Genomic DNA, 22,247 nt, shown 5'->3' on the forward strand with positions numbered 1-22,247 from the left:
CGCGGGTTCCGTCAGCCGCAGCAACGAACAAATCGTTCCGGCACCGGCATCTGTTGCACTTCCGGCAGCCCCGTAGGGTCGGATCATGCGCAAAGGACTGTTGATCGGGCTTGGTGTCCTGTTGGTCCTCATCGGCGCGGTGTGGACCACGCAAGGGCTCGGGTATCTGAAGGGCAGCTTCATGACCGGTGATCGGACGTGGACCACGATCGGGCTGCTCTGCGTCGCCGGCGGTCTGGTGCTGGCGGTGCACACGATCCGCAAGAAATGACCGGCTGAGTGGTTCGCGCGGCCGGCGGGAATGCGCGCGGCGTGCGAGTTGCTGATCGTGTACATGACGGACGTTGAACTCAGCCCCACCGACTGGGTGCAGAACCAGACCAAGACGATTCTCGAGACCGGCACGACCGAGGGCATCCTGGTCCTCGGCAAGCCGATCGTGCTGCTGACGGTGCGCGGCGCGAAGTCCGGCAAGTTGCGCTACACCCCGGTGATGCGGGTGGAGCACGACGGCAGCTACGCGGTGGTGGCGTCGAAGGGCGGTGCCGCCGAGCACCCCACCTGGTACTTCAACATCAAGGCGCACCCGGAGATCGCGCTGCAGGACGGCACCGCGAAGAAGGACTACGTCGCCCGCGAGGTCGACGGCGACGAGCGGGCCGCGTGGTGGGAGCGGGCCGTCGCGGCCTACCCGTCCTACGCCGAGTACCAGGAGAAGACCGACAGGCAGATCCCGGTGTTCGTGCTCGACCCGAAGTAGCGGGACGATCCGCCCTGCGACGACGTCAAGGCCGGCGTCGCAGGGCGGGCTGTTCGATCTGGGGCGGCACGTACGCCACGTCGACCGGCCCCAGATCGGTTCCCGGCGCGACGATCTCGTCCACGCGGTCCAGCAACGAGTCGTCGAGGACCACGTCCGCACCCGCCAGCAGGTCGTCCAACTGCTCCGGCGTGCGCGGACCGATGATCGCCGAGGTGACCGCCGGGTGGGCGGTGACGAACCCCAGCGCGAGGTGCGGCAACGACAGCCCGGCTTCCCCGGCCAGACCCGCAAGGGCTTCGACGGCGTCGCGTTTGCGTTCGTCGGTCAGGTGCCGCGGCGCCCAGTGCAGACGCCCGGCCGACGGCGCTTCCGCACTGCCGCGCCGAAGCCGGCCGGAGAGCAGCCCCATCGAGAGCGGGCTCCACACCAGGACTCCCAGGCCGTAACGGTGGCAGACCGGCAGGATCTCGCGTTCGACTCCCCTGTTGAGGATCGAGTAGTGGGGCTGCTCGCTGCGGAACCGCGCGAGGCCACGGCGTTCGGACACCCACTGCGCTTCGACGATGTGCGACGCCGGCAGGTTGGAGTGGCCGATCGCGCGCACCTTGCCCGAGCGCAGCAGATCGGTCAGCGCGCTCAGCGTCTCCTCGACGTCGGTGCCGGGGTCGGGGTGGTGGACCTGGTAGAGGTCGACGTGGTCCACGCCGAGACGCCGCAGGGAGCCTTCGAGCGCCGAGACGATCCAGCGGCGGGAACTGCCGCGCTGGTTGGGATCGGGGCCCATCGGGCCGTTGCACTTGGTGGCGAGCACGACGTCGTCGCGACGCCCGCGCAGCGCCTGTCCGAGGATCCGTTCGGTCTCGCCGTCTCCGCCGTACACATCGGCGGTGTCGATGGTGTTGATGCCACGGTCGAGTGCACTGTGGACGATCCGCACGCACTCGTCGGGATCGGGGTTGCCGTACCGCCCGAACATCATCGTGCCCAGCGTGAAAGCGCTGACCTGGATGCCGGTGCGCCCGAGGGGTCTGGTCCGCATGGTGTTCCTCCCTGAAACCGGGGCGGGGCGCGGGCCCCGCCCCGAACGGACTCAGGCCCGCGCGGCCGCGACGTCGACGATCCAGGTGACGCCGAACCGGTCGGCCAGCATCCCGAACGCCGGTGCCCACTGCGCGGGGCCGAACTTCTCGATCACCGTCGCGCCGTCGGCGAGCCCGTCCCAGATCGGGGCCACCTCGTCGACGCTCTCGCCGCGCACGGACAGGAAGAACGGCTCCTCGGTGATCGTCGTGCCCTGCTCCCGGCGGGTGGTGGGCTCGCCCGTCGCGATCGGCTCGTCCGCTCCTGGCACGTCGTAGGCCATGACGCGGAAGCCGTTGTCGGCGACGACCTCGCCGAACACCACGTTCCGCGCGCCGGGCACCTCGGCGGGCATCCCGAAGTCGCCGTAGGTGACGACGGCGAGCTGCCCGCCGAACACCGACCGGTAGAACTCGAGCGCCTCCCTGGCCTGGCCGCGGAAGTTCAGATGGGGAACTGCGTTGAGTGACATGAGAGCGACTTTGTCAGCAGTAGCGGACAGGGAACGTCCGCTACTTGTGCCAAGCTGAAAACATGCCCATCGCGACGTCGACCACCACCTCGGCCCGCCTGCTGTCGTTGCTGTCCCTGCTGCAGGTCCGCCGCGACTGGCCGGGCCTGCAGCTGGCGCAACGGCTCGGCGTCAGCGAACGCACCGTGCGTCGTGACGTCGACCGGCTGCGCGAACTCGGCTACCTCGTCCACGCGGTCAAAGGCCCCGACGGCGGATACCGGCTCGAAGCGGGCAGCCAGGTGCCGCCGCTGTTGTTCGACGAGGAACAGGCCGTGGCACTCGCCGTGGCACTGAGGATCGCCGTCGGCACCGGAGCAGGCATCGAGGAAGCCGCGGCACGGGCACTCGCGACCGTGCGTCAGGTCATGCCGTCCAGGCTGCGCCAGCGCATCGACGCGCTGGAGATCGAACCGGCCGGCCGCGGGACGCAGGTCGACACCGACCTGTTGCTCGCGCTGAGCAACGCCGTCCGCGCCTGCGAGGAACTGCGGTTCGACTACCAGTCCCCCGGCCGCCCGGACGACACCACGCGGCCGGCCCGCCGCGTGCAGCCGCACCACCTCGTGGTCCGGTCCGGCCGCTGGTACCTCGTCGGGTGGAGTCCGGAACGCGAGGACTGGCGGACCTACCGCGCCGACCGGATGAGCCTGCGCACCCCCAACGGACCGCGCTTCACACCCCGGCAGGTGCCCGGCGGCGACGTCGCGACGTTCCTGGCAGCCCGGTTCAAGGGCTCGGACAGCACCAACGCCTGGCCCTGTCACGGTGAGGTGGTCCTCGACCTGCCGCTCGCCGACGTGGCCCCGTTCTCCGGCGACGACACCGCGGAGGAGGTGGGTCCCGGCCGGACCAGGCTGTCGACCGGCGCGTGGTCGTGGGCCGCGCTCGTCGCGAAACTCGCCCGCTTCGACACCGAGGTCGAGGTGATCGCGCCGCCTGAGCTGCGGGACGCGTTCGCCGAACTGTCGCGGCGCGCCGCGCGATGGTCGCAGCCCTGAAATCCTGTCCGGTGGTCAATTGGCCGCCCTGTTGCCCTGCCGGTGATGGTCGCGCCACCATGAGAGCGTTCCCACGAGCGCCGGGGTGTGGTCGACGTGCTGAACCTCATCGTTGCTTTCCTTTTGCTGGCAGCACTTCCCACTCCACCGCCGCCACCCAGCACGGCCACGACTCCAGCTACAGCCGCAGTGGTCTGCGTGTTGGCCTGCGACACGCTCGATCCCTCGCAGGCCAAGCAGGAGACGTTCCCGGTGCCCGAACGGCTGATCAACGGCCGGCGGCTGGTGCTGCACGCGTCCGACCTGGACGGCATGGCCTGGGCAAGCATCGACAACGGTGTTGCCGGCGACTCGGTCTGGCTGGACCGCTCCTGGGACGGCGGTGCCAGCTGGGAAGGCTTGCTGGGCAGGGCGAGCATCCCCGGCACGTGGACGGGCACGAGAACGCTGATGTACAACGTGACCGATCCCGGCCACCACCGGCGCGGCCTGATTCGCGCGTGCGGCGACGCCAACGCGGTGACGTGCACGGACTGGATCTATCCCACTGTGTGCGACGTGACCTGCGACCGGACCGACGCGGGGCAGGCCAACGGGGACAGTCAGCCGGTGCCGCCGACCACGTTGTTCGGCCGGGTGATCAGGTTGCACATCGATCAGAACTCCATGGCGTGGGCGAGCATCGAGGCCGGCGGACAGGGTGACGAGGTGTGGCTCGACCGGTCCTGGGACAGCGGCGCCAGCTGGCCGGGAGGTTCGTCGCTCGGCCGGACCGCGACAGCCGCCGGCGCGACCACGACCCGCACCACGATGTTCGCCACGCGGGATCCACGCGGACGTCACTACGGCGGGGCCGTGCGCGCCTGCGGACGGGAAGCCGCCCACCAGCAAGGAAGTTGCACTGCCTGGGCACGACCCGCACCGACCAGGGCACGGGCGGCCGCGGACGCGCTGATGTACTCCTACGACCCCTCCCCCGGCTGGTGGCCGAGCAGCTGGTGGAACTCGGCAGCGACGCTCACGACGGTGATCGACTCCGGCACCCGCGAGTACGACTGGGTCATCGCGCGCACGTTCGACGTGAACCGCGGCCCGTTCGCGGCGGGTCAGCGCGGCACCGACCCGATCGAGGGCGACTTCATCAGCCGCTCGATCGACGACAGCGCCTGGTGGGGCCTCACCTGGATCGCCGCCTACGACCGCACCCGCGACCCGCGCTACCTCGCGATGGCCACCAGGATCGCCGGATACGTGCACCAGTACTGGGATCCGGGCTCGTGCGGCGGTGGCGTCTGGTGGGATCGGGAGCGCACCTACAAGAACGCCGTCACCAGCGGCCTGTACCTGCGGCTGGCCGCGTCGGTGCACCGCCGCACGCCGGGCGACTCGGTGTGGCTGCAGCGATCCCGCACCGCCGCCCGGTGGTACCTCGGCAGCGGGCTGATCAACTCCGCGGGCCTGGTCAACGACGGGCTGACGCGCGACTGCCGCAACAACGGCCAGACGGTGTGGAGTTACAACCAGGGCCTCGGGATCGGTGGTCTGGTCGAGGTGTGGCGCGCCACCGGCGAGGCCGAGTTCCTCGACGCGGCCAGGCGTCTGGCGGATGCCGCGGTGGCCAGCCCGCTGCTGACCCGCAACGGAGTGCTCACCGAGTCGTGCGACGTCGGCCAGAACTCCTGTGACGACAACCAAAAGCAGTTCAAGGGCATCTTCATGCGCTACTTCACGGACCTGGCGAAGGCGACGAACTCCACGGCGTACCACCAGTTCGCACGTCAGCAGTCCGACTCGATCTGGGCCGCCGACCGCGACGCGCTCAACCGGATCGGGCAGCGCTGGGCCGGTGGAAGCCCCAACCAGGTCGACTGGCGCACTCAGGCGAGCGGGCTGGGCGCGCTCATCGGGTGACCATCAGCCGGTGAGAGCCACTCCAGTTGGGCGGCGACCACGCCGAGCTGGAACCGCGACTGCACGCCGAGCATCGACTGCAGGCGTGCGATGCGCCGGTTCAGGGTGCGCAGGCTGATGTCCAGTTCACGGGCGATCGCGCGGTCGGTCGCGCCGGTCCGCATGAGCCGCAGCAGGCGCTGCGTCGCCACCGAGGGCTCCTTGCCCACGGCCACCGTGTGATCGCCACCGAAGTGCTCACGCCTGGGGCGCGGCAGCGTGACCGGGTGTGCGAGCACCCCCGGTGTTGTGCGGGTCACAGCCATGAGGCGACGGTAAGCCGGACTATTGGCGGCTGTCAATCAAAAGTCCGTACCTCGATGTCAGAATGCACGCATCTTCAGGTCGAACGCCGCCAATACCCTGCTAGGTCGCGTGCGAAGACAGCTGCACCTCACCCGTGGAGCCGGCAGCGACCTCGCCCAGCCGCGCGTCCAGCACCTCCGGCGACAACACGTGCCGCACGACCATCGCCGCCGCGCCCAACGCCCCGGCGGTCACCCCGGCGCCCGACGCGACGATCCGCAGGTTCTCGGTGGCCAGCGGGAGCGAGCGCCGGTAGATCGACTCGCGCACGCCCGCCAGCAGCATCTCGCCCGCCTCCGCCAGCAGGCCGCCGATGACCACCAGCGACGGGTTGAACATGCTCACGCACCCGGCGAGCACCTCGCCGATGTCCCTGCCCGCCTGCCGCACGACGCGGCCGGCCTCGAGGTTGCCGGAACGGACCAGGTTCACCACCTCGGCCGTCGAGTGCGCGGGATGCCCGAGGTCCCGCAGCTTCGCCGCCAGCGCGGGACCGGCGGCCACAGCTTCCAGGCAGTCGGTGTTGCCGCACCGGCACAGCGCCTCGCCACCCTCCGGCACCCTGATGTGCCCGAGGTCCCCCGCCGCGCCCGCCGCACCGCGGTGCAGCACGCCGTTGCTGATCAGGCCCGCGCCGATGCCGGTCGCCGCCTTCACCACGATCATGTGCGCCACGTCCGGGTGCGAGGCGGTGTGCTCGCCCAGCGCCATCAGGTTGACCTCGTTGTCGACCAGCACCGGCACGTCGAACTCCGCCGCGATCGCCGCCGGCACGTCGAACCCGTCCCAGCCCGGCATGATCGGCGGGTTGTTCGGCCGGCCGGTGGAGTGCTCGACCGGGCCCGGCAGGCCGATGCCCACACCGGCGATCTCCGTGGCCTCGACGGTCTTCAGCAACGAGCGCCAGGTCGTGACCAGGAGCGACAGGATCGCGGCCGGGCCGTCCGCGATGTCGAGGTCCACCTGTTCGACGGCGAGCAACCGGCAGCCCAGGTCGGACACGGCGACGGTGGCGTGGGTGGCGCCCACCTCGGCCGCCAGCACCAGGTGGGCGCCGGGGTTGAAGCCGAACCGGCCGGCCGGGCGGCCGCCGGTGGACTCCCCCGTGCCGCTGTCGCTGACCAGCCCGGCGGCCACCAGCAGGTCCAGCCTGGCCCGCACCGTGGAACGGGCGAGACCGGTCGCGGCCACGATCTCCGCTCGGGTGCGCGGGCTGCCGTCCATCAGCATGCGCAGCACAGCGGCCGGCGATCCCGCCTCTACACCCAAGGTGCTCTCCATCGAACAATTGTCACATCGGAACCAGAAGACCGTGCGAGGTCAGCCCCCGGAGCTGAACGCGGCGTCGAACGAGGCCGACGGCGGGTCGAAGGCGTTGCGGCGAATGAACTCCAGCGCCTCGGGTGCGCCGACGAGCCGGTCCATCCCAGCGTCCTCCCACTCGACGCTGATCGGACCGGAGTAGCCGATGGTGTTGAGCATCCGGAACGACTGCTCCCACGGCACGTCACCGCGTCCGGTCGAGACGAAGTCCCAGCCGCGCCGCGGGTCACCCCACGCCAGGTGCGAGCCCATCCGGCCGTTGCGCCCGTTGCCGACCTGGCGCCGGGCGTCCTTGCAGTCGACGTGGTAGATCCGGTCGCGGAAGTCCCACAGGAAGCCGACCGGGTCGAGGTCCTGCCAGACGAAGTGCGACGGGTCCCAGTTGAGGCCGAACGCCGGCCGGTGCCCGATCGCCTCCAGCGCGCGGACGCACGTCCAGTAGTCGTAGGCGATCTCGGACGGGTGCACCTCGTGCGCGAACCGGACGCCGACCTCGTCGAACACGTCCAGGATCGGGTTCCAGCGGTCGGCGAAGTCCTGGTAGCCCGCGTCGATCATCGAGGCGGGCGCCGGCGGGAACATCGCGACGGTCTTCCAGATCGACGAGCCGGTGAACCCGACGACGGTGTCGACGCCGAGCCTGGCCGCGGCCCGCGCGGTCGCCTTCATCTCCTCCGCCGCCCGCTGCCGCACGCCCTCGGGATCCCCGTCACCCCAGTTGCGGGCGGACAGGATGCCCTGGTGCCGCTCGTCGATGGGGTCGTCGCACACGGCCTGACCGGTGAGGTGGTTGGAGATCGCCCACACCTTCAGGTCGTGCTTGGCGAGGATCGCGAGCCGGTCCGCGACGTAGTCGTCGTCCTCCGCGGCCCGCCACGGGTCGAGGTGGTCGCCCCAGCAGGCGATCTCCAGGCCGTCGTAGCCCCAGCCGGATGCCAGCCTGGCGACCTCCTCGAACGGCAGGTCGGCCCACTGACCGGTGAACAACGTGATCGGGCGTGCCATGTCTCTCCTCCTCAGACCTGTTGCCACGAACCGGATGCCGCGCTGTCCTCGACGGCGGCGAGGACGCGTTGCACCTGGAGCCCGTCGGCGAACGACGGCGCGGGGTTCGATCCCTCCGCCACGGCCCGCACGAAGTCCACGGCCTGGTGGGTGAACGCGTGCTCGTAGCCCAGACCGTGCCCGGCGGGCCACCAGGCGGCCACGTACGGGTGTCCCGGCTCGGTGACCATGATCCGCCGGAACCCCGCGACGGCGGAGTCCTCGGTGCCGTCGAAGAACTGCAGCACGTTCATGTCCTCGAAGTCGAAGGCCAGGCTGCCCGCCGAGCCGTTGACCTCGATGCGCAGCGCGTTCTTGCGGCCGTTGGCGAACCGCGTGGCCTCGAAGGAGCCGAGCGCACCGCCGGCGAAGCGCGCCAGGAACAGCGCGGCGTCGTCGACGGTGACCGGCCCGGTCTGCCCGGTTGCGGCGGTACCGGACAGACCGGAGTGGGTGGAGGCCAGCGGACGCTCCGGCACGAACGTCACCAACGTCCCCATGACCTCGCTGATCGCGTCGCCGAGGATGAACTGGGTGGCGTCGACGATGTGCGCGCCGATGTCGCCCAGCGCGCCGGAGCCGGCCTTGTCCTTGTCCAGCCGCCACGAGAGCGGCGCGGCCGGGTCGACGATCCAGTCCTGGAGGTACTGGGCGCGGACGTGGTGGATCCGTCCCAGCCTGCCCTGGGCGACCAGGTCACGGGCCAGGCCCAGGGCAGGCACTCGCCGGTAGCTGAACCCGACCATCGCGCGCACGCCGCGTTCGGCTGCCCGGGAGGCGGCCTCCGCCATGGCGACCGCTTCGGCGACGCTGTTGGCCATCGGCTTCTCGCACAGCACGTGCTTGCCCGCGTCCAGGGCGGCGACCGCGATCTCGGCGTGGGTGTCACCCGGCGTGCAGATGTCCACCACGTGCACGTCGTCGCGGTCCAGCACGGACTTCCAGTCGGTCACGGCCTCCGCCCAGCCCAGCCGCTCGGCCGCGGCCCGCGTGCGGTCGGCGTCACGGCCGCACAGGACCGACATCACCGGCCGCACCGGCAGGTCGAAGAAGCGCGGCGCGACCCGCCACGCCTGGGAGTGCGCGGCTCCCATGAAGGCGTGGCCGACCATCGCGATGCCAAGTTCAGTCACCGTGCGGTCCTCTCGTGTTCTCAGGACTCGAAGGCGGTCGGCAGGTAGCGGTCGACGTTGTCCTTCGTGACGACCGGGGCGTACAGCTGGACCTCACGAGGGACCTCCACCTCGACGAGGTCGCCGAGGCTCTTGTTCTGCACCGCGAGCCGCGCCAGCCGAATGCCGTCGGCGCCCTGGGTGGACGGGTAGATCACAGTCGCCTTGTGCGGGCCGTTGTCCGCCTTGATCTCGCGCATCACGTTCGCCGATCCCGCGCCACCGACCATGAAGAACTCGCTGCGGCCGGAGTTCTTGATCGCCGCGGTGACGCCGACGCCCTGGTCGTCGTCGTGGTTCCAGATGGCGTCGATCTTGCGTGCGGCCTGCAGCAGGTTCGCGGCGGCCTTCTCACCGCTCTCCACGGTGAACTCGGCCGCGACGCGGTTGCTGACCTTCAGCCCGCAGCCCGCGAGTGCCTCCGCGAAGCCCTTGCTGCGGTCCTGGGTCAACGGCAGCGAGTCGATGCCGGCGATCTCCGCGACCACGGCGTCCGTCTTGCCCTTCAGCCGCTCGCAGACGTACGTGCCCGCGGACACGCCCATGCCGTAGTTGTCGCCCAGCACCGTGGACCTCGCGGCGAACGGGCTGTCGAACTGGCGGTCCACGTTGATCACGGTGATGCCGGCCTTCATGGCCTTGAGGGCGACCGGGGTGAGCGCGGCACCGTCGAAGGGCAGCAGGACGATCGCGTCCACCTTGTCGTTGATGAACGTCTCGACCTGGCTGATCTGGAGGTTGGGGTCGTTGGTGCCCTCGACGACGCGCAGCTCCACATCGGAGTACTTGGCGGCCTCCTTCTTGGCGGCGTCGGTGATCGCGGCCATCCAGCCGTGGTCGGCGGCCGGTGCGGAGAAGCCGATGACGACCTTCTTGCCCGGCTCGTCGTTGGCGACCTTCACGCCGCCGCTCTGGTTCCCTCCGCCGTTGTTCTCCGGTGTGTTGCCCGTGCACGCGGTGAGCGCGAGTGCTGAGGCGGCGACGAGAAGAGTGACTCTCTTGAATCGCATGGGTTTCTGTCTCCTCGGGTGGCAGCGGTCGTGGTTGCGGCGTCAGGCGCCGCTGCGTCTTGCGAGCCGCTGCTGGAGGAGGACGGCGACCACGATGATCGCGCCCTTCGCGACGGCCTGGGCGGAGATGGAGAGGTTGTTGAGGGTGAAGACGTTCGACAGCGTGGTGAAGATCAGGACGCCGAAGACGGTGCCCGCGATCGTGCCGCGGCCGCCGGTGAGCAGCGTGCCGCCGATCACGACCGCGGCGATCGCGTCGAGCTCGTACAGGCCACCGTGGGTCGCGCTGCCGGTCGTGGTGCGGGCGATCAGCATGACGGCGGCCAGCCCGCAGCACAGGCCGAGCAACGTGTACAGCCACACGGTGTGCCGCCGCACGTCGATGCCGGCCAGCCGCGCCGCCTCCGGGTTGCCGCCGACGGCGAACGTGCGGCGACCGAATGTGGTGCGGTTGAGCAGCACCCATCCGGCCACCGCCACCACCGCGAAGATCACCACGAGCACCGGTACCCCCAGAACCGATGCGTCGAAGAACGCGGCGAAGCCGGGCACGTTCACGATCTGCGTCTTGCGGTTGGAGATGATCTCGGCGAGACCGCGGGCGGCGGCCAGGCTCGCCAGGGTCGCGATGAACGCCACGACCCGGCCGTAGGCGATGAGCATGCCGTTGACCAGCCCGCACGCCCCGCCCACCAGCAGCGCGGTGAACACGATGACGATCCAGTGCGTGTCGTTGGCGATCCCTTGGGTGGCAAGGGTTGTCGCCCACACCGACGACAGCGCGACGATCGCGCCCACCGACAGGTCGATCCCGCCGCCGGTGATCACGAACGTCATGCCGATGCTCACGACACCGATGACCGCGGCGAGCCGCAGGATGGTGAGCACGTTGTCGATGTCGGCGAACCGGTCGCCGGCGGTGACCACACCACCGATGCACAACAGGATCAGGGCGACCACGAGACCGGTGTTGCGCCCGGCCGGGGAGGCGAGCAGCGCCGTGACGCTGGATTCCCTCGCGACCGGGGTTCTGTGCGGCGCGGCCACGGCGGCGGTGTCCTCGCTCATGCGGCGTGTCCTTCCATGACCAGGTCGAGGACCCGGGACTCGTCGATCTCGTCGGCCGGGCCGTCGTGGACGACCTGCCCCTCGCGCACCACCAGGACCCGGTCGGCCAGCCCCAGGACCTCCTCCACGTCGCTCGACACCACGACCACGGCGACCCCCTGGTCCGCCAGGGCGCGGATGAGCTCGTAGATCTCGCTGCGCGCGCCCACGTCCACGCCGCGGGTGGGTTCGTCCAGCAGCAGCACCCGGCACTCCCGCAGCAGCCACCGCGCGAGCACGACCTTCTGCTGGTTGCCGCCGGACAGTCCTCGCACCACGCGGTCCACACCGGCCGGGCGGACGTCCAGCGCTTCGGTGAGCTTGGTGGCGCGGACGCGTTCGGCGCGGTCGTCCAGGAACCCGAACGTGGCGAACGACTGGAGCGACGAGACGGTGATGTTGCGGTACACGGCCTGGTCCAGCAACAACCCCTGGCTCTTGCGCTCCTCCGGGCACAACCCCATCCCCGCGCGCACGGCCGCACCGACGCTCCCCCGCCGGAGTTGTCTTCCGTCGACCTCGACGGTGCCGTCCGCTGCTTTGCGCGCGCCGTAGATCGTCTCCAGGATCTCCGAGCGGCCCGATCCGACGAGACCCGCGAGCCCGACCACCTCGCCGGCGCGCACCGTGAGGTCGACGTCGCGGAAACGGCTCTTGTCGGCCAGTCCGCGCACCTTCAGCACTTCAGGTGCGGCCGGGTCGACCGGTTTCCGTTGCGGGAACACGTTGTCCAGGACACGTCCGGTCATCAACCCGATCAGTTCCGAGGTCTTCGTGTCGCGTGCGGACAGACCCGTCGCGACGGTGCTGCCGTCCTTGAGCACGGTCACCCGGTCGCCGATCTCCCTGATCTCCGCCAGGCGGTGCGAGATGTACACGACGGCCACGCCCTGGGCGGTGAGCTCCCTGATGACCCCGAACAGCACCCGCACCTCGTCCGGGTCCAGAACGGCCGACGGCTCGTCCATGATCAGCAGCTGCCCGTCCAGCGACAGCGCCCGCGCCATGCTGACGACCTGCTGGTGGGCCACGGACAACCGGCCGACGTCGCGGTCGGGCGAAATCTCCGGATGCCCCAGCCGATCCAGCAACGCGCGGGTCCTGCGCCGCGCCTCGGACCGCCGGCTGAAGCCCGCTGTGGACAGTTCGTGGCCGAGGAACACGTTGTCGGACACCGACAAACCCGCCACCAGGTCCAGCTCCTGGTAGATGGCGGCCACCCCGCTGCGCATCGCGGCGGTCGGGTTGCCGAACGACACGACCTCGCCCCGCCAGCGGATCTCGCCCTCGTCCGGACGGTGCGCGCCGGACAGCACCTTGATCAGCGTCGACTTGCCCGCGCCGTTCTGCCCGAGCAGGCAGTGCACCTCACCCGCGCGCACCTCGAAGTCCACGCCCTGCAGCGCCGTCACGCCGGGAAAGCGCTTCACCACACCCTGGACCGACAGCAGTGCCGAGCTCACCATTGAGTCCTCCGGCCCCGGCAACTGTTGTGCCAGAAAGGAATTCGGCCTTAAGAACTGTCAAGCTAATGAGCGGTCGCCGGCCCGGCAAGGTTGTCGAGGTGGCACATATCGGCCAACTTTTTCCTTGACCGCGGTCAGGAGGGATGAAGCTCGACCACGACCCGGTAGGCGGCGGGCTCCGAGGTGATGTGCAGACCGGGATCGTCGAACATCCGGCGCAGCGAGGCAAGCCACTCGGGATTGGACGTGGCTTCGTCGAGCTCGGCGCCTGACCGCCACTCGGCGATGTGGACGAACCGCACCTGAGGCGTCTCGGCGAAGGCCCGGTGCAGACGGGAGCGGAGAAAACCAGGCTGGGACGACATGATCCGCGCGTTCTCCCGGTACACATCGACGAAGTACTCGGCCTCACCGGCCGGCACCGTGTAGTTCTTGATCACGGTGACCGGCTCGTGGACGCCGGTCTTCGACTCCAGGGATCGACTCATGTCCGCTTAGACCGGACCCGGCCCGAATCTGTGACATCGGCTATCCGGGTGGTTCCTCGGCGCCTAACTAGGAGTTCATTTGGTGGGTCATTGACAACCCTCACGGGAACTCGACACGCTGCACCTCCCTGTGATCGAAAGGTTGGCGCTGTCATGAAACTCCGCTTGCTCTTACCCGTCCTCGCCCTGCTCGCCGGCGTCGGTGTCGCACCTGCCGCCGCGGCGGAGGACCCCGTCGCGGCCGACGCCTGCTACACCTGGGGCCGCAACCTCGCGCAAGGCGCATCGGGCGAGGACGTGCGGCAGCTTCAGATCCGTGTCGCCGGTTACCCCGGCTACGGCGGTGTGCTCAGCCTCGACGGGCAGTTCGGGGCCGGCACGAAGGCTGCCGTCACCCGTTTCCAGCAGGCTTACGGTCTCGGTGCGGACGGCATCGCCGGGCCCGCGACGTTCGCGAAGATCTACGCGCTGCAGGACAACGACTGCACGCCGATCAACTTCACCTATGACGAGTTGAACAACTGCAACTCCGACTGGTCCGGCGGCAACGTCTCCGCGGCGACCGCGCGCGCCAACGCCCTGGTGTCCATGTGGAAGCTGCAGGCCATGCGGCACGCCATGGGTGACAGGCCGATCGACGTCAACGGCGGCTTCCGCAGCGTCGCGTGCAACAACGCCGTCGGCGGCGCGGCCGGCAGTCGTCACCTGTACGGCGACGCCGTCGACCTGGGCGCCGGACCGCAGGGCTTCTGCGCGCTGGCCCAGCAGGCACGCAACCACGGCTTCAACGAGATCCTCGGACCGGGCTACACGGGACACAACGACCACGTGCACGTCGCCCACAAGTCTTCCCGCTTCTGGTCCGCCCCGAACTGCGGCGTGTCAGGCTGACCTGAAATCCGTTGCGCGGTAAGGGGAACGATGTCTCGAGGAAGTGCAGGTCGGAAGCTGGCGTTAGCCGGAGGGCTGGCTCTGCTGGCGAGCGTGGTGGCGCCGGGGTCGAGCGCGGCAGCGGCTCCGGACAGGGCCGAGTACGTGCAGGCAACGGCGGTGGTGCTGCCTGCCACGACAGGGCCCGCAACGCCCTCGATCGCCGCCGACAGGTTCTGGGAGCTCCAGCTGAACCTGTGCAACAGCGGAATCGCCGGGTGCTACTCGCAGGGCCGCTCGATCCCCGAAGCCGCCGGCCTGATCTCCCAGGTGCGTCCGAACCTCGTGACGCTCAACGAGATCTGCGCCAACGACGTGCCCGACCGGCTGGCGCCGGCGCTGGCCCAGGCCTGGCCAGGTGACCGGATCTACCACGTCTTCAACCCGGCGGTCAGGCGCGACACCGGTACGCCGGTGAAGTGCACCAACGGCCAGGACTACGGCAACGCGGTGCTTGGTCGTGTTCCCGCCGCCGGCTACCAGGGCGTCAAGGCGTGGAACGGCAAGTACACGACCCAGGACAGCGGCAACGAGCAACGCACGTTCGCGTGCGCCTACGCCGTTGGAGACCATCTGGCGTGTGCGACGCATCTGTCGGCGAGCAGTGAGCCGGTCGCGCTGGCCCAGTGCCGGGCGCTGCTGTTCGACGTCGTGCCGAACATCCGGTCCGCCGAGGGTCTCAGCGGCAAGACGATCGTCGGTGGCGACTTCAACCTGGAGTACGACACCGCCGATCCGGAGAACGCGCAGAAGTGCGTCCCGTCCGGCCACGTCCGCAAGGGGGACGGCGACGTGCAGCACGTGGTGTTCTCCAGCGACAACGCGTTCGTCAGCACCACCAAGTACGGCCTGACCCACACCGACCACGACGGGTTCCTGGTTCGCCTGACCAAGCCGTGAGCGCGTGACCACCGCCCGCCTGACACGTCAGGCGGGCGGTGCCAGCACGACCACGGAGTTGTGGCCGCCCATGCCGAGCGACGACTTGATGGTGAGGCCGCCGACGAGCGGTGTCGGACCGTCCAGCAGCCGCGGATGTCCTGGTGCGACCGTCGGTGGCGCCGGGATCATCCCGCTGTCGTACGCCATCGCGGTCACCGCGACCTCGATCGCCGAAGCCGCGCCCTGACAGTGTCCGGTCAGCGGTTTCACCGAGTAGATCCCGGTGTCCGGTCCGAACAGCTGCTCCAGCACGGCCGCCTCGGCGGTGTCGCACTGCGCGGTGCCCGGGCCGTGCGCGTTGAGGTAGCGCACGTCGGACGCGCTCACCGCGGAGTTGTCCAGCGCGTCGGAGAAGCAGCTGGTGATCTGGTCGAGCCGTGGATCGATCGACGTCACGTGGTACGCGTCGTGCGACATCGCACCACCGAGCGTGAGGGCGTAGGGAACCGACGCACGGCGCGAGAGGACGAACGCCACCGACGCTTCGCCCATCACGAAACCTCTGCTCCCCTCCTGGAACGGGCGGCACGCGTCGAGCGGCTCCGCGTCCACGATCGCCACGCCGAGCCGGACGAAGTGGGAGACGTTCTCCGGGGTGAGCGAAAGATCCGTCGCGACGAACACCACGTCGTCGACGATTCCCGCGTCCAGCCACGCCATCGCGGTGAGCAGGCCGGCGTTGCCCGACGCGCACATCGCCGAGACGTTCATGGCGGGCCCGTGGAAACCGTATTCCTGCATCAACGTCGACATCGGTGTGGACGGCATCAAGGCCAGGTAGTCGTGCACCGGCAGCTTGCCACCGCGCGTGACGTAGAAGTCGCGCCACAGGTCCACCTCGCCCAGCACGACCGCGTGCAGCAGGCCGACCCGGCGGCCCGGCTGCCAGCCGCGGGTGCCCGCGTCCTCGATGGCTTCTCTGGCGGCGGCTCGCATGGCCCGCGCGAACCTGCTCGGCCCGTCCACCGGGTCACCGCCCTCGTCGACCCGCGCCGCCCAGACCGTGTCACCGGGGAACCGGCCCAGCTCGGGAACGATCGCGGCGGCGGGCTTGCCGCTGACCAGGCCCTCCCAGAGCGACCTGCGGTTCCACCCGTACCCGCTGACCACGCCGATTCCGCAGATACCCACACCTCGCGCGACCACAACCAGGTCCCCCTTACCGAGGGCCGACACCTCTGTCAGGAGGATAACGGTGTAAACCAGCTCGTAGCGAGAAACCTGACGAGTCCACAATGGACATTCGTGAACGAACCCTGATCATCGGACGGTTCCGTCGACCGGATATAACGGCACACCATGTTCACGCCAGACGGATGCGGTTCTGGTCGAGTGTGTAGTAGGACTTCACGATGGCCACGCCACCGCGCTCCCGGGACGTCGGATCTGGGAGCCAAGACGTGAGCGGCCTGATCGGTGACGCCGGATTCGACCACGAACTGCTGGTCGAACTCTCGCTCTCGGTCGGCGCCGCCGTCGTGTGGTGGCTTGACCTCGGCGCTGACCAGCTCGGATGGATGCCGGGCATCGACGTGGTGATCGGCGTGCCCCGCGCGAACCAGGACACCGTGCGCGCCCGGCTGGCCGAGCTGACCGCACCGCTGACCGTGGCCGCGAGGACGGCGCCGGCGTGGGAGGACTTCGAGCTGGAGCAGCCCCTCGAGACCCCGGCCGGCACGCGCTGGCTCCAGTTCCGAGCCCGCGTCTCGACCCACGACTCCGCACGGGCCCTGGTGGGCGTCGTCGCCGACGTGACCCGGCGGCACACCCAGCAGCAGGAGCTCGCGGACCTCGCCGACCGCTACCGGCTGTTGGTGGACCTCGCTCCCGAGGCGATCGTGGTGCACGAGGCGGGTGTGCTCGTCTACGCGAACCCGGCGGCCGTCCAGTTCGTGCGGGCACGGTCGGAGGCCGACGTCCTCGGCCGGCCGATCACCGACTTCGTCCACCCCGACTCGCAGGCCGAGATGCTGCGCAGGATTTCGAAGCTCACCGAGCCGGGCGCGACGAGCGACCCGGCGGACGCCGTGCTGGTCCGGTTCGACGGCGGCACCACCGACATCGAGTCGGTCTCGGTGCGCACGACGTGGCAGGGCAGACCCGCCTTCCAGGTGATCATGCGGGACGTCACCGAGCAGAAGGCGGCCGCGGCGGCGTTGCGTTACCAGGCCGCTCTTGCCGCGCACGTGAGCGACGCTCTCATCGCGACCACCTCCGACGGCGTGGTGACGAGCTGGAACCGCAGCGCGGAGGACGTCTACGGCCGGCGCGCCGCCGACGCGATCGGGCAGTCCATCGGTCAGGTGGTCGGTGCGCCGCTGGACCCGGTGGCGGTGCTGGAGGCGGGCGGTGTGGTCCACGCGGTGCACCGGCGTTCGGACGGCGGCGCGCTGGCGGTGCGGGTGTCGGTCGCGCGGATGGACGGCGGCTATGTGCTGATCTGCGCGGACGAGACCGCGCGCAGACGGGCGGAGCATCACTTCACGGCGGTGGTCGCCGCCATCGAGGAAGGCGTGCTGGTCGTCGGCGCCACGGGCCTCGTCGAGTCCGTCAACCCCGCGGCCGAACGGATCCTCGGCATCCGCGCGCAGGAGGTGATCGGCCAGCCGGCGTCGCTCGCCGAGCTGCACGACGAGTCCGGCCAGCCGATCCCGCAGTCGCAGTACCCGTCGGCCACCACCAGGGCGACCGGCAGATCGCAGCACGGGCGGATCCTGCGCGCCCTGCGGCCGGACGGCACGCGCGTGTGGTTGTCGCTGAGTGCCCGCGCGCTCGCCCAGGACGGAACGCTGCCGTCGGCGACCGTCGTGTCGTTCACCGACATCACCGAACGCCGCATGATCGACAGCCGGCTGGAGCACGAGGCGACGCACGACGCGTTGACCGGCCTGTGCAACCGCACGGTGACCATCAACCGGCTCAGCCCTGCCGCGCGGGCCCACCGGTCGGGGCTCACCGCGGTGCTGTTCATCGACCTGGACAAGTTCAAGGTCATCAACGACTCCCTCGGTCACAGCGCCGGCGACGAGGTGCTGAGGGTCGTCGGCACGCGGCTGAGCAGGAGCTCCCGCCGCGGCGACGTCGTGGGCAGGCTCGGGGGTGACGAGTTCACCGTCATCGCCTACGGGGTGACCGGCCCGGACGAGGCGACCGCCCTCGCGGACCACGTCCGCGCCGAGCTCAACCGGCCGATCTCGGTGGACGGACGGCAACTGCACGTCGACGCGAGCGTGGGCATCGTGCTCGCCGAAGCGGGCGACACCCGCGACGGCGCCGACCTGCTCCGCGACGCCGACCTCGCGATGTACCAGGCGAAGACCAGGGGCAGGGGCCGCATCGCGTTCTTCGACGTCGAGCTGCGCGACCAGATCCAGCGCCGCCTGCAACTCGAGCAGGACCTGCGCACCGCACCGCTGGGCGACCAGCTGTGGCTCGCCTACCAGCCGATCGTCGACCTCCGCACCCACCGGCGCACCGCCGTCGAGGGCCTGCTGCGCTGGACGCACCCGCGCTACGGCCTCATCTCCCCCTGCGAGTTCATCCCGCTCGCCGAGGAAAGCGACCTGATCAACATCGTCGGCGCCCACATGCTGCACACCGCCACCCGCGAGATCGCCGTGCTGGCACCGTCGCTCAAGCTGACCGTGAACCTGTCGGCCCGCCAGCTCGACGACCCGTGGCTCGTGTCCGCGATCCGGCACGCCACCCACAAGGCAGGACTCGATCCCAGCTCGCTGTGCCTGGAGATCACCGAAAGCGCCCTGACCCGCGACCCGGCCCTGGCCGCCCGCACCCTCGCCGCGCTGCGCGACCTGGGCGTGCGACTCGCCATCGACGACTTCGGCACCGGCTACTCCTCACTCGCCCAGCTGCTCACCCTGCCGCTGAACACGCTCAAGATCGACCGGTCGTTCACCGCGGGCCTGGGCCGTTCCGACGAGGCGGAGGCGATCGTCACGAGCATCATCGCCATGGCCCACGCGGTCGACATGACGGTGATCGCCGAGGGGGTGGAGCAGGTGGAACAGCTGGAGATCCTGCGGGCGCTCGGGTGCGACCAGGCGCAGGGGTTCCTGCTGGGGCGGCCGGTGCCGCTGGCGGACCTGTGAGCGCCGGGAAGGTGAGCGGGGAAGTTCCTCCCGCGGCCGCCGTACCGCCGGCCAACCAGTGAGCGCCAGGGAAATCAGCGCAGGCGGTTCCTCCTTGGCAGCTGGCACCGCCAGGCAGATTGCGAGCGTCAGGAAGATGAGCGCACAGGCTCCTCCCTCGGCGGCCGTACGTTGGCCAACCTGTGAGCGCCGGGAAGATCAGCGCAGGCGGCTCCTCCTAGGACGCCGGTACCGCCTGGCAGACCTGTGGGCGCTGGCGAGATCAGCGCGGGGGTTCCTTCCAGGACGCCGGTACCGCTGGCCAACCCATGAGCCCCAGGAAGGTAAGCGCAGAGGCTCCTCCCTTGGCGGCCGTACCCATGTGGGCGCTGGTGAGATCAGCGCAGGCGGTCCCTCCTGGGAGGCTGGCACCGCCCGACCGACCTGCGAGCGTCAGCGCAGGTACGAGGCTCCGTTGACGTCCAGGATCGCGCCGGACGACCAGGCGGCCTCCGGTGACGCCAGGTGGACGATGGCGGAGGCGATCTCCTCCGGCGTGCCGACCCGGCCGAACGGACTCTGGTCGCGCACCGCGTCACCCTCGGCGCCGGCGAGCTTCGCGGCTTGGCGTTCGGTGGCCACGAACCCCGGTGCGACCGAGGTGACCGCGATCCGGTGCGGAGCGAGCGCGATCGCGGCCGACTGCCCGAACGCGTGCAGGGCCGCCTTGCTCGCCGCGTAGGCGGGATGGTCGGGTTCGCCGCGGAACGCGCCCCGCGAGCCGACGTTGACGATGCTGCCCGGCGCGCCTCGGTCGATGAGGTGTTGTGCCACGGCCCAGGTGACGTTCACCGCGCCGTGCAGGTTCACCGCGAACATGGACTGCCACGCGTCGGTCCACCCCTCCCACGAGACATCGCCGACAAGGTGCCGGTTCGTGGCGGTGGGTGCGACGGCGGCGTTGTTGACCAGCACGTCCACCGCGCCGAGTCGTGCTACCGCCTCGGTGACCAGGCTGCGGGCGGCATCGGGATCGGCGAGGTCGGCTCCGATCACCACGTGCCCGTCGCCGGCGAGGTGGGCGAGGGTTTCCTCGGCGTCGGAGAGGCGGCTGCTGTAGTGCACCGCGATCCGGTGTCCCCGCTCGGCGAAAGCCACGGCGGTCGCTCGGCCTATCCCCCGCGACGCCCCGGTGACGAGCACCCCACCCATCCTGGTCCTCCTAAAGCCCGTGCCCGAAGGCGAACAGCGGATCGTCATAACCCGCTACGTCCTCAGGATGGCGGCGCACCTGTTCCATCGACCGCGGCAGGTCGAACGGAAGCCTGCCCTGCGGTGGCACGACGCCCGACAGCGCATCGGCCAAAGCCTCGTCGGTGGTGCCGTAACTGACCATCAGCGTCGACGCGACCTCGAGCAACGGGGTCAGCACCGCCGCCCGGTCCAGCGTCACGTCGACGATCAGCGGACAGGCCGACGAGATCCGGGCCAGGCGCGCGGCCAGGCCCGGCTGGAAGTCGAGCGAGCCCTGGTGGAACCACGACTCCAGGAACAGGTCCGACCGCGGGTCGAACGGAGCCATCAGCCGCACGAGCGCCACGTCGGCCTCTTCCGGGGAGGCGACAACGGTTCCCAGGCGCGCCGCGACCTCGGGCGAGACGTTCTCCACGTACAGCTTCAACCCTGGTGCCAACGGCAACCTCGCCGCGCCCGAGCCCACCTGCAGGACCGTGACCGAACGCGCCTGCGCGGCGTGGCCCTCGTCGCGGAAGTCCTGCCGCCCCACGATCTCCGCCGCCCGGTCCTCGTCGACGAACGGATCGTCGAAGAGCCCCAGGCGGAACTTCACCGTGAGAAGCCTGCGTGCCGACTCGTCGATCCGCGCCTCCGTGACCCGGCCCTGTGCCACGAGTTCGAGCAGCACCTCGACGCATTCCTCGCCGCCGAACTGGTCGGCGCCCGCGGCGAGGATGAGTTCCATCCTTCCGTGCGCGTCGAGGTGTTCGACACCCCACGCACGGGCGGGCAGCACCTTGTCGCCGACGTGGTTGTCCATCACGAGTTCCCAGTCGGTGAGCACCACGCCGTCGAAGCCGAGGCCCTCGCGCAGCATCCCGGTGACCACCTGGCGGTTGTAGCCGAAGCCCACCTCCTCGATCGCCTCGCCGTCCACCTCCAGGCCGACGGGCATTCCGTAGTACGGCATCACCGCCGCGGTGCCCGCTTCGACGACTGCCCGAAACGGTGCCAGGTGATCGTCGAAACGCCCGCCGGGGTAGACCTGCTCGCGGCCGTACGGGAAGTGCGCGTCCTCGCCGTCCTTCTGCGGGCCGCCACCGGGAAAGTGCTTGCTGGTGCAGGCGACCGACTCGGGTCCCAGCGACTCGCCCTGGAACCCGCGCACGTAGGCCACGGCCAGGTCGGCCGTCAGCGCCGAGTCCTGCCCGAACGTGCCCGCCTGCCTGGCCCATCGCGGTTCGGTGGCCAGGTCGATAGCCGGGTGCAGGGCACAGCGGATGCCGACCGCGACGTACTCCTGCCGGGCGATGTCCGCGAACCGTTCCACCAGGGACGGATCGCCCAGCGCGGCCAGGCCCAGCGACTCGGGCCACTGGGAGAAAGCCTTGGCGGTGAAGGAAACCCCCGCGTTCTCGAGGAACGCGTGGCGCGGGTCGGTGGAGATCGTCACCGGGATGCCGTGTGGCGTGCTCTCGGCGATGAGCTGAAGGTTGTTGTACCAGCGCGCCGCCATGCGTGCGTCGTGGAGTGCGTGCACGTTGAAGTGCGTCAGGTGCTTCTGCCCCACCACGACGCTCGTGGGCGACTTGCTGATGGCGCCGGGAGCCTCCTTCACCGTGCCGTCCGCGCCCGCCTCGATAACGGTGTGGAACAGCAGGCCTGCCTTCTCCTCCAACGACAAACGCCCCAGCAGGTCCGCCACTCGTTCGGCCACGGGCAGGCGTGGATCCTCGTAGGGGTCCATGACGCCGTTGCCGTTGAGGTCGCGGTACTCGACGCCGTCCTCGGAGATCAGCCTCATCGGCCGCATGCCACTACCTCCACAGC

20 protein-coding genes are annotated in these 22,247 nt (G+C 70.0%); 7 read left to right on the forward strand and 13 right to left on the reverse strand.

What is annotated here, in order from left to right; genetic code table 11:
* Positions 1 to 85: 85 nt before the first annotated feature.
* Both ACWGE0_RS07345 and ACWGE0_RS07350 read left to right on the forward strand, forming a co-directional pair.
* A complete protein-coding gene (locus ACWGE0_RS07345; protein WP_452260061.1) occupies positions 86 to 271 on the forward strand; it encodes a hypothetical protein in 186 nt (61 codons plus the stop codon).
* Positions 272 to 334: 63 nt separating this feature from the next.
* A complete protein-coding gene (locus tag ACWGE0_RS07350; RefSeq protein WP_452260062.1) occupies positions 335 to 760 on the forward strand; it encodes a nitroreductase family deazaflavin-dependent oxidoreductase in 426 nt (141 codons plus the stop codon).
* Positions 761 to 785: 25 nt separating this feature from the next.
* Here the strand turns inward: ACWGE0_RS07350 and ACWGE0_RS07355 are convergent, their stop codons facing one another.
* Together ACWGE0_RS07355 and ACWGE0_RS07360 are read right to left on the reverse strand one after the other, a co-directional pair.
* Positions 786 to 1,802, reverse strand: a complete 1,017-nt coding sequence (locus tag ACWGE0_RS07355; protein WP_452260063.1) for an aldo/keto reductase — start codon at positions 1,800 to 1,802, stop codon at positions 786 to 788.
* 51 nt (positions 1,803 to 1,853) lie between these two features.
* On the reverse strand, positions 1,854 to 2,315 hold the full coding sequence (locus tag ACWGE0_RS07360; protein WP_452260064.1) for a VOC family protein: 462 nt from the start codon (positions 2,313 to 2,315) through the stop codon (positions 1,854 to 1,856).
* 62 nt (positions 2,316 to 2,377) lie between these two features.
* Here ACWGE0_RS07360 and ACWGE0_RS07365 point away from each other — a divergent pair, with 62 nt between their 5' ends.
* Together ACWGE0_RS07365 and ACWGE0_RS07370 are read left to right on the forward strand one after the other, a co-directional pair.
* Positions 2,378 to 3,355 (forward strand): helix-turn-helix transcriptional regulator, encoded by a 978-nt coding sequence (locus ACWGE0_RS07365; protein WP_452260065.1) that lies wholly within the window; start codon positions 2,378 to 2,380, stop codon positions 3,353 to 3,355.
* A 198-nt stretch (positions 3,356 to 3,553) separates the two neighbouring features.
* A complete protein-coding gene (locus ACWGE0_RS07370) occupies positions 3,554 to 5,266 on the forward strand; it encodes a glycoside hydrolase family 76 protein (protein WP_452260066.1) in 1,713 nt (570 codons plus the stop codon).
* Here ACWGE0_RS07370 and ACWGE0_RS07375 read toward each other — a convergent pair.
* The 8 genes from ACWGE0_RS07375 to ACWGE0_RS07410 all read right to left on the reverse strand — a co-directional run bounded on the left by ACWGE0_RS07375 (position 5,233) and on the right by ACWGE0_RS07410 (position 13,221).
* Complete coding sequence (locus ACWGE0_RS07375; protein ID WP_452260067.1) at positions 5,233 to 5,571, reverse strand: LuxR C-terminal-related transcriptional regulator; 339 nt, start codon at positions 5,569 to 5,571, stop codon at positions 5,233 to 5,235. The two genes, ACWGE0_RS07370 and ACWGE0_RS07375, sit on opposite strands and share 34 nt — an antisense overlap.
* 100 nt (positions 5,572 to 5,671) lie before the next feature.
* On the reverse strand, positions 5,672 to 6,892 hold the full coding sequence (locus ACWGE0_RS07380) for an ROK family protein (RefSeq protein WP_452260068.1): 1,221 nt from the start codon (positions 6,890 to 6,892) through the stop codon (positions 5,672 to 5,674).
* A gap of 39 nt (positions 6,893 to 6,931) precedes the next feature.
* Positions 6,932 to 7,939: a sugar phosphate isomerase/epimerase family protein gene (locus ACWGE0_RS07385; protein ID WP_452260069.1), complete on the reverse strand. Its 1,008-nt coding sequence runs from the start codon at positions 7,937 to 7,939 to the stop codon at positions 6,932 to 6,934.
* An 11-nt stretch (positions 7,940 to 7,950) separates the two neighbouring features.
* Complete coding sequence (locus tag ACWGE0_RS07390) at positions 7,951 to 9,090, reverse strand: Gfo/Idh/MocA family protein (protein ID WP_452260219.1); 1,140 nt, start codon at positions 9,088 to 9,090, stop codon at positions 7,951 to 7,953.
* Between the two features lie 41 nt (positions 9,091 to 9,131).
* Positions 9,132 to 10,160, reverse strand: coding sequence for a substrate-binding domain-containing protein (locus ACWGE0_RS07395; RefSeq protein WP_452260070.1), 1,029 nt, complete (start codon positions 10,158 to 10,160; stop codon positions 9,132 to 9,134).
* Positions 10,161 to 10,202: 42 nt separating this feature from the next.
* Positions 10,203 to 11,228, reverse strand: coding sequence for an ABC transporter permease (locus ACWGE0_RS07400; protein ID WP_452260071.1), 1,026 nt, complete (start codon positions 11,226 to 11,228; stop codon positions 10,203 to 10,205).
* Positions 11,225 to 12,733 carry a sugar ABC transporter ATP-binding protein gene (locus ACWGE0_RS07405; RefSeq protein WP_452260072.1) on the reverse strand — a complete coding sequence of 503 codons (1,509 nt, stop codon included), beginning with the start codon at positions 12,731 to 12,733 and terminating at the stop codon, positions 11,225 to 11,227. Before ACWGE0_RS07405 ends, ACWGE0_RS07400 begins: the two co-directional genes overlap by 4 nt.
* 134 nt (positions 12,734 to 12,867) lie before the next feature.
* Positions 12,868 to 13,221 carry an antibiotic biosynthesis monooxygenase family protein gene (locus ACWGE0_RS07410; protein ID WP_452260073.1) on the reverse strand — a complete coding sequence of 118 codons (354 nt, stop codon included), beginning with the start codon at positions 13,219 to 13,221 and terminating at the stop codon, positions 12,868 to 12,870.
* A 153-nt stretch (positions 13,222 to 13,374) separates the two neighbouring features.
* Here ACWGE0_RS07410 and ACWGE0_RS07415 point away from each other — a divergent pair, with 153 nt between their 5' ends.
* Both ACWGE0_RS07415 and ACWGE0_RS07420 read left to right on the forward strand, forming a co-directional pair.
* Complete coding sequence (locus ACWGE0_RS07415) at positions 13,375 to 14,112, forward strand: D-Ala-D-Ala carboxypeptidase family metallohydrolase (protein WP_452260074.1); 738 nt, start codon at positions 13,375 to 13,377, stop codon at positions 14,110 to 14,112.
* A gap of 30 nt (positions 14,113 to 14,142) precedes the next feature.
* Complete coding sequence (locus ACWGE0_RS07420; protein WP_452260075.1) at positions 14,143 to 15,051, forward strand: endonuclease/exonuclease/phosphatase family protein; 909 nt, start codon at positions 14,143 to 14,145, stop codon at positions 15,049 to 15,051.
* Between the two features lie 27 nt (positions 15,052 to 15,078).
* Here ACWGE0_RS07420 and ACWGE0_RS07425 read toward each other — a convergent pair whose 3' ends face one another.
* Positions 15,079 to 16,239 carry a beta-ketoacyl synthase N-terminal-like domain-containing protein gene (locus ACWGE0_RS07425; RefSeq protein ID WP_452260076.1) on the reverse strand — a complete coding sequence of 387 codons (1,161 nt, stop codon included), beginning with the start codon at positions 16,237 to 16,239 and terminating at the stop codon, positions 15,079 to 15,081.
* Positions 16,240 to 16,445: 206 nt separating this feature from the next.
* Here ACWGE0_RS07425 and ACWGE0_RS07430 point away from each other — a divergent pair, with 206 nt between their 5' ends.
* The gene (locus ACWGE0_RS07430) at positions 16,446 to 19,202 is read left to right on the forward strand and encodes a sensor domain-containing protein (protein WP_452260077.1); all 2,757 of its coding nucleotides are present in this window, start codon (positions 16,446 to 16,448) and stop codon (positions 19,200 to 19,202) included.
* A gap of 432 nt (positions 19,203 to 19,634) precedes the next feature.
* On the opposite strand, the gene ACWGE0_RS07435 is transcribed toward ACWGE0_RS07430, so the two are convergent.
* Positions 19,635 to 20,393 (reverse strand): SDR family NAD(P)-dependent oxidoreductase, encoded by a 759-nt coding sequence (locus ACWGE0_RS07435; RefSeq protein WP_452260078.1) that lies wholly within the window; start codon positions 20,391 to 20,393, stop codon positions 19,635 to 19,637.
* A gap of 10 nt (positions 20,394 to 20,403) precedes the next feature.
* Positions 20,404 to 22,230, reverse strand: a complete 1,827-nt coding sequence (locus ACWGE0_RS07440) for a glycoside hydrolase family 3 protein (protein ID WP_452260079.1) — start codon at positions 22,228 to 22,230, stop codon at positions 20,404 to 20,406.
* Between the last annotated feature and the right edge of the window lie 17 nt (positions 22,231 to 22,247).

The sequence above is a fragment of the Lentzea sp. NPDC054927 genome (assembly GCF_053610285.1).